The sequence below is a fragment of the Psychromonas arctica genome, from assembly GCF_038155225.1.
Lineage (GTDB): Bacteria > Pseudomonadota > Gammaproteobacteria > Enterobacterales > Psychromonadaceae > Psychromonas > Psychromonas arctica_B.
This window is the reverse complement of the sequence record NZ_JBAKBA010000073.1, coordinates 1-6,993: the sequence shown is the minus strand read 5'-3', so window position 1 is coordinate 6,993 and position 6,993 is coordinate 1. Positions and strand designations below refer to the sequence as shown.

At 35.5% G+C, this 6,993-nt stretch carries 9 protein-coding genes; 6 read left to right on the top strand and 3 right to left on the bottom strand.

The annotated features are described in order from the left end of the window. The 3 genes from V6255_RS17665 to V6255_RS17655 all read left to right on the top strand — a co-directional run. On the top strand, positions 1-696 hold a 696-nt coding region (locus tag V6255_RS17665), incomplete at its 5' end, for an ABC transporter permease (RefSeq protein ID WP_341629324.1). A gap of 8 nt (positions 697-704) precedes the next feature. After that, complete coding sequence (locus V6255_RS17660) at positions 705-1,370, top strand: DUF3299 domain-containing protein (protein WP_341629323.1); 666 nt, start codon at positions 705-707, stop codon at positions 1,368-1,370. 819 nt (positions 1,371-2,189) lie between these two features. Then, positions 2,190-3,776, top strand: coding sequence for an alkaline phosphatase (locus tag V6255_RS17655; protein WP_341629322.1), 1,587 nt, complete (start codon positions 2,190-2,192; stop codon positions 3,774-3,776). Between the two features lie 177 nt (positions 3,777-3,953). On the opposite strand, the gene V6255_RS17650 is transcribed toward V6255_RS17655, so the two are convergent. Together V6255_RS17650 and V6255_RS17645 are read right to left on the bottom strand one after the other, a co-directional pair. After that, complete coding sequence (locus V6255_RS17650; RefSeq protein ID WP_341629321.1) at positions 3,954-4,157, bottom strand: hypothetical protein; 204 nt, start codon at positions 4,155-4,157, stop codon at positions 3,954-3,956. Positions 4,158-4,178: 21 nt separating this feature from the next. Then, positions 4,179-4,379 (bottom strand): hypothetical protein, encoded by a 201-nt coding sequence (locus tag V6255_RS17645; RefSeq protein ID WP_341629320.1) that lies wholly within the window; start codon positions 4,377-4,379, stop codon positions 4,179-4,181. 209 nt (positions 4,380-4,588) lie between these two features. Between V6255_RS17645 and V6255_RS17640 the strand changes: the two genes are divergently transcribed. Genes V6255_RS17640 through V6255_RS17630 form a run of 3 tightly spaced genes read left to right on the top strand, consistent with a single transcriptional unit; the run spans position 4,589 to position 6,376 of the window. Beyond that, a complete protein-coding gene (locus tag V6255_RS17640; protein WP_341629319.1) occupies positions 4,589-5,203 on the top strand; it encodes a flavin reductase family protein in 615 nt (204 codons plus the stop codon). 38 nt (positions 5,204-5,241) lie between these two features. Then, complete coding sequence (locus V6255_RS17635; RefSeq protein WP_341629318.1) at positions 5,242-5,679, top strand: DUF393 domain-containing protein; 438 nt, start codon at positions 5,242-5,244, stop codon at positions 5,677-5,679. Further along, positions 5,642-6,376 carry an SDR family NAD(P)-dependent oxidoreductase gene (locus tag V6255_RS17630; protein WP_341629317.1) on the top strand — a complete coding sequence of 245 codons (735 nt, stop codon included), beginning with the start codon at positions 5,642-5,644 and terminating at the stop codon, positions 6,374-6,376. Before V6255_RS17635 ends, V6255_RS17630 begins: the two co-directional genes overlap by 38 nt. A gap of 96 nt (positions 6,377-6,472) precedes the next feature. Here V6255_RS17630 and V6255_RS17625 read toward each other — a convergent pair whose 3' ends face one another. Then, positions 6,473-6,868, bottom strand: coding sequence for a DUF2391 family protein (locus tag V6255_RS17625; protein WP_341629316.1), 396 nt, complete (start codon positions 6,866-6,868; stop codon positions 6,473-6,475). Positions 6,869-6,993: the final 125 nt, after the last annotated feature.

The window sequence follows — 6,993 nt, the reverse complement described above, 5'->3', positions numbered from 1 at the left end:
CACGAAAATGAAAATCATGAAGAACATGACCATGAAAAACATCATGATGAAGCCATTCACGATGAACATAACCACGAAGCACGCCATGAAGGTCACCGTGAGACACAAGATCAACGTGTTGCTAGGTTATTAAAGGTAAAACCAGAGAAAATCAATGCAATCTTTGTTGGTTTAACCTCTCCTCAAGCAGTATTAGGCATGCAAAGTTATGTTAATAATTTTCAAGAAGAGCCTTTATCAGCGATTATTCCTGCCCTCGCACTACAGGAATTATGGGAATTCTTTAGTCTTGCTGAAGTTGCGTTGAGCATTGTGACCGTATTTGTTGTCTTAGTTGGCTTATTGGGAATGTTAAGCATTATTCTAATGAGTTTGAATGAACGTCGTCGAGAAATGGCAATCTTACGCTCAGTAGGAGCAAGACCTGGACATATCTTTAGTTTGATTATTGGCGAAGCAGGCTTTGTTTGTTTTGCTGGCATATTATTAGGTATTGCATTACTTTACCTACTCCTTCTCATATTACAGTCACCGCTGGCATCGTATTATGGGTTTTATTTGGATATTAATATGTTGACGTCTAATGATTTACTTATTTTAGCAATTATTCAAATTAGTGCATTATTGATAGCATTAATTCCTGGTTGGTTAATTTATAAGTACTCATTATCAGATGGCATGAGCATCAAGTTTTAGGGAGTAACATGAAAAAGTACTTATTAATCTTATTATTAGGTTTAACGTCGGCAATGCAGGCTCAAGCCCAACCAATGAAAATTGATTGGCAAGACCTGCAAGGAAAAGTTGAACCTTACCAAGACCCTTTTGGTGATTTAACGGAGGATCAACTTTATAATCTTTCTGTTTATGGTCGAATAACGGAAATGAAAAAAGTATTTCCTTCTTATAAGTTAACAGATGCAATGCTTAAAGAAGCTGAAGATGCAAAAGCTCAATTGATAAAAGAAAAAGTAGATATTGATGAAATGTTTGCACAACGTGACATCATTATGGAAAAGCGTAAAAAAGCTTCTTTAGTAACCAATGACTTATTAGCAAATAGAGAAATAGAAATGTCTGGTTATATGCTTGCTCTTGAATTTGATAATGGTGAGGTTTCTGAGTTTTTATTAGTACCAACCATTGGTGCTTGCTCACACAAACCAGTACCGCCTGCAAATCAATTGATATACGTGAAAGCGAAACAATCAATTGCAGCCGGTTCACCTTATATGCCAATTAAAATAACAGGTACATTACGCGTTACCCCATCAACTCAAGACCTTTATTTAGTCGATGGGAAAAAGCAAATAAAAATGGCTTATAGTCTAGATGGCGCAATTGTAGAACCTTTTATTGCAACACATTAGCACGCTCAACTTGATAAACATTTATAACTAAAGTTTATCGCTAAGCAAAACAAACTAAACTAAAGCCGTGATAGATTAACTATCACGGCTTTTTCTTTTAATGCCCTCTGAACTATTTGAACTATCTAAACTAAAAATAAGAAATTTAACTAATTACCCAGTCGATCGTTACTGATTGTGATTTAGTGCACATGCAACGTAGTCTAGTGTCATGAGCGGAGACTGCGTCTCATTCGCCCAGCCCCCCAAGGTCAAAGACTCATAAACTCAGCAACTCAGCAACTCAGCAACTCAGCAACTCAGCAACTCAGCAACTCAGCAAAATGAAATACTTTTCTTTTTACTGAGTAAAGCCTATGAGAGAAAATAAAAGATAACAAAATTAACCATAATGAAATAATTAATCAGATTCAAAAGTTTAATCGTTATATTTCAGTTAGCTTATACCTCCCCCCCTATTTACCTAAACACAAGCAGCTGATTATTAAACAGTTTTTATTTCAGATACGATGACGACAGTAGCGTTAGGCACTATAAAAAAGAGATCTGTTACTCCTTTTGGGTTGTAAGCATTGTCTTTGATATAAAAAATGAGTCATAGATCTAATTAATGAGAGTACATCAGCCACCCAAAACGAAAGATAGTTCACAAAAGCGTTAAATGTATTTAAAGCAGGATCACAAAGTAATTTAATTAAGTAAAGCGAATATATAAAAAGCTGTTAACGTCGATAAAGTAAAAAATGCTGTCATAAAACTGTAATAGTTCAGTATTAGCATGCCACATTAAAATGATTAACCAACCAGAAGGAAATGATCATGAAGAGCAATAAAGGACTTACGAAAGTAGCCATTGCGTTATCACTAGGACTTGTAAGTAATCTTAGTTACGCTGAATCTAAAATTAAAAATGTTATTTTAATGATTGGCGATGGTATGGGCCCTGGTCAAATGAGCCTATTAGAAGAATATGCAACTAAGGCGCCGAATTCAATCTACAATGGTCGTGATACCGCGATGAAAACGATTATTGATAATGGTGCATTAGGCATGTCAATGCACAGTCCATTTAATGCCCTAGTTGTAGATTCAGCTGCTTCAGCATCACACCTTGCTACTGGTGTTGATTCTCCTTCGGAAGGAATTGGTATCGATAAAGATGGCAACCCTGCTGAAACAGTGCTAGAAATTGCTAAAAAACTCGGGAAAGCAACAGGGTTAGTTTCTGACACTCGTTTAACTCATGCAACGCCGGCTGCTTTTGCTGCACATCAACGACATCGTTCGCTTGAAAATGAAATCGCTGTAGATATGTTAGCAACAGGCCCTGATGTCATGTTATCAGGCGGTATACGTTACTTTATTCCAGAATCAGTTAATGAAAAAGGTGTTTTATATAAACAGCTTATGGAGCAAACTGGCGGTACAATTGAAATAAAATCTAAACGTAAAGATGAAAGAAATTTATTGGCAGAAGCTAGCGATTCAGGTTACTCACTTGCCTATACTCGTGATGGTTTAGCAAATGTTAAAGGTGATAAAGTACTTGGTTTATTTGCTTATTCAGGTATGCAAAATGGTATTACTTATAGCCAAACTAAAGACTCAGCTGATCGTACTATGCCAAGTCTGAAAGAGATGACGATGAAAGCACTTGACGTGCTTGCTAAAGATCCTGATGGTTTCTTCTTGATGGTTGAAGGCGGCCAAATTGACTGGGCATCTCATAGTAATGATGCAGGTACAGCATTACATGAAATGCTTAAATTTGATGAAGCAATTCAGTATGTTTATGATTGGATAAAAGATCGTGACGATACATTATTAGTTGTAACTGCCGATCACGAAACAGGCGGTTTTGGATTCAGTTATTCACGCGCTAATGTACCTAAAGCTAAAAAATTAAGCGGATCTACATTTAAGGATCATGACTACAAGCCAAACTTTAACTTCGGAACATTACCGACTTTAGATCGGTTATACGGACAAAAAGAAAGCTTTGGCGACATGCTAGCTAAGTTCGATAAAACGGATAAAACGCCAGAATCATTATTAAAAATAGTTAACGCTAACAGCGAGTTTAAAATCGACTTAGCACAAGCTAAAAAGATTTTAGAAACTGAAGAAAACAAGTTTTATGATCCTGATAATACTTATCTAAAACTTAAAACATTCCCTAAAGTTGACGATTTCGAAGCCTTTTATGTATACGGTCAAGATATTCGTGGTGACTTAATTGGACGTGAACTAGGCCAGGAACAAAATATTGTTTGGGGAACAGGAACACATACAAATACACCAGTTGCAGTTGTTGCTGTCGGTCCTAAAACATTCGCAGAGAAGTTTTCACGATTATCTCACCATACTGATATCGGTAAATTGCTTATTGAAGCAGTAGAACAATAATGAGCAGCTAATTATCACCTTCAAAAGTGGTAGTTAAAATAATGTAAAAGGCTGTGTTAGTAATCAATATTACTGTCACAGCCTTTTAAGCTTATGAACTAAGTATTTATCAGCCCATTTTTCTGCCTATTTCTGAATTAACCTACTAATCTACTAATCTACTAATCTACTTCAGACTCAATTTGCTTTCTTAACGATAAAGCCCTTACCTTTAGATTTGCTTAAATCAATGATCACTTTTTCATCACCAACCCCATGTAGATTGCATTTAGCATTGACCACTACTTTTTGTATTGTTTTCGGTATTTCTACATTACAAAGACTACGTGTAAAAGGTTGTTCGTTATCGTGAGGATGTAAAAGTACTCTTTTACCTAACACGTTACCTTCTAAATCAGTTATTTACCAAGCGTCTGCATAATGATCCCAACTTTGATCGTTATGCCTTACCTGTGCCGAAAAGCACCAACTACCATTTTGACTTTGAGTCGCCTCTACATATTGAACTTGTGCATAATCGAGAGAAGTCGAATAACTTTCAACGTTGCCATCTGCCACTGTACTTAACGAAATAAGTAACCCTAATAGGTATAATTTCTTCATTGTTCTCACCGAAATAGTTAAATCATAAATTTAATAGAAACATAAATTAACATAAAAACTAAACAAATATGAAATATGAGTTATTTTTGAATAATATAGATCTTTAAGGCTGAACTTGGCGTATTAAACATCATACACAACAGTATGAAGTGAAATTCTAGGAGTCTATTATTACTATTAAACATTTTACTCAACATGATGTTGAAGCAATGCCAACCAGACAACGTGCTCACTTCATTAATAGCTTATCTGGCTTCAAGAGTGCTAATTTAATCGGAACACAAGATGTAAATGGACAAACTAATCTTGCGATATTCAGCTCAGTAGTACATTTAGGTGCCTCACCTGCTTTAGTTGGTTTCATTATGCGCCCTGATAATAACGACCGACATACTCTTGATAATATTAGTATGAGCAAGCAGTATACGATTAACCAAGTGTCCGCAGACTTTTACGAAAAAGCACATCAGACATCAGCAAGATACCCAAGAGAAAAAAGTGAATTTGATGAAGTTGGCTTATCTACTTTTCATTTAGACTCGATCAATGCACCCTTCGTAAAAGAAAGCCGTTTGAAATATGCTGTCACATTAAAAGAAATACTGCCCATTCCACTCAATAATACCTTGTTTGTTATTGGTGAAATAACTGATGTTATTTGTGATCAAGAGGTAATTGAAAATGATGGTTATATCGATATAGAGTCATTACAAACGGTCAGCGTATCCGGACTTGATAGTTACCATACAAGCCAACGCTTATCACGTTTAAGCTATGCAAAACCCAACATTAATCCACACGAAATTAATGATAAGTTGAAATAAAATGATCCCACATGATTTAAACGATAAGTTGAAATAAAATGACAGACAATCAACTAACCATTTTCTATGATGGTAACTGCCCTTTATGTAGCTTAGAAATGCAAAGGTTAAAGGAGCAGGATGATAAACAAAATATTCTATTAATTGATTTACACCAAGCTAACTTCAATGAGCAGTATCCACATATCAATGTCGATAAAGCATTAGCCATTTTACATGGTGAATACCAAGGTAAGTTGTTATTAGGTTTAGATGTCACTCATCGAGCTTGGACATTAGTAGGAAAAGGATGGATGGTCGCTCCATTACAGTGGCCAATCATCAAACCTCTATCACACCTCGCGTATCTACAATTAGCCAAGTACCGTTATCCTATTTCTCAGTTTATTTACAAGCGCTTTGGAATCGGTATAAAACAATGCAATGAAGGAACTTGTTATGACAAACCAAACGACACTAATAATAGGGGCAAATAGCGCGATAGCGAAAGCCTTAGCGTTACAAGTAATAAACAACAATGACTCTCACCTAATTGTTGTCACGCGTGATATTAGCTTCTATCAACATGAAAAATTTAGTCATAGTAAAATTATGAGCATCAAAGATTATCAAGAGTCTTCGATAAAAACAGTTGTACAAGCAATAGGTGAAGATGAAGCAATATCAATAAGCCAAGTCTTCATTTGTCATGGTTTGTTACATAACGACGTCATTACCCCTGAAAAACGTTTACAAGAATTTTCAGCAGAGTCATTCACTGAAATATTAACAGCGAATACTATCACTCCTATTTTGTGGCTAAAAAATCTAATGCCAATTTTAAAAGGGAAACAACCTTGTAAAGTAGTAGTATTTAGTGCGCGAGTTGGCAGCATTTCAGACAATAAAATAGGAGGTTGGTACAGTTACCGAGCATCGAAAGCGGCGGTTAATATGCTATTAAAATCTGTTGCAGTGGAATTTTCAAGAACGGCTAAAAATATTAAACTTATTTCCTTTCATCCGGGAACGACGGATACACCACTTTCTAAACCCTTCCAGAAAAACGTACCTGAAAATAAACTATTTACGAGTGAGTTTGTTGCCAAACAACTACTACAAATAGTGGAAGATAATGAAGTTAATGGAGAGGCAAGTTTTTTAGATTGGCAAGGTAAAACAATCCCTTGGTAATTTCTTATTTAACTAAGTGACTTTAGGGTTAACGTCGCTTAGTTAAAAATTGTTTACATCATCACACCTAGTTGTTTCTCATTTATTCTTTGTCTTTTATTCTTTGTCAAAGCTATCTACAACAATTGCTCCCATAGAAGCAGGCATGCTGATCACTATAATGCGCTTTAACGCGGTTAACGGATCATCGACAAAAGGTAATTTATTCAAACAGAATAAGACTAATGCAACGACAAAAGCCGTCATTAAATAGGCAATAACAATGCGTAATATAAAAATAAACTTTCTACTTTTAATCTCTTTCTGAAAAACACTTTGATAGGTATACAAGGTTAAAAACACAACAGATAGTGTTAATAATAACAATAAGTTTTGAGTCGGTAGCGTTTCACCTAATTTCCAAGCTTCCTCAGAAAATGATACAGGTACAGCAAGTGCAAATGCACCTACAAATATCTGCCCAGCATCTTCAGTATTAAAACTGTATTTCATATAAACCCTATTAGTGGTTATTTAGCTCAACATTTTCGGACTTTTCTTATTTAAGCCTTATACCCTTCACACTAGGGCGTGTTGATCTTTCAAGAGTAATTTTTGAACAGCATGGTGGAAATGTA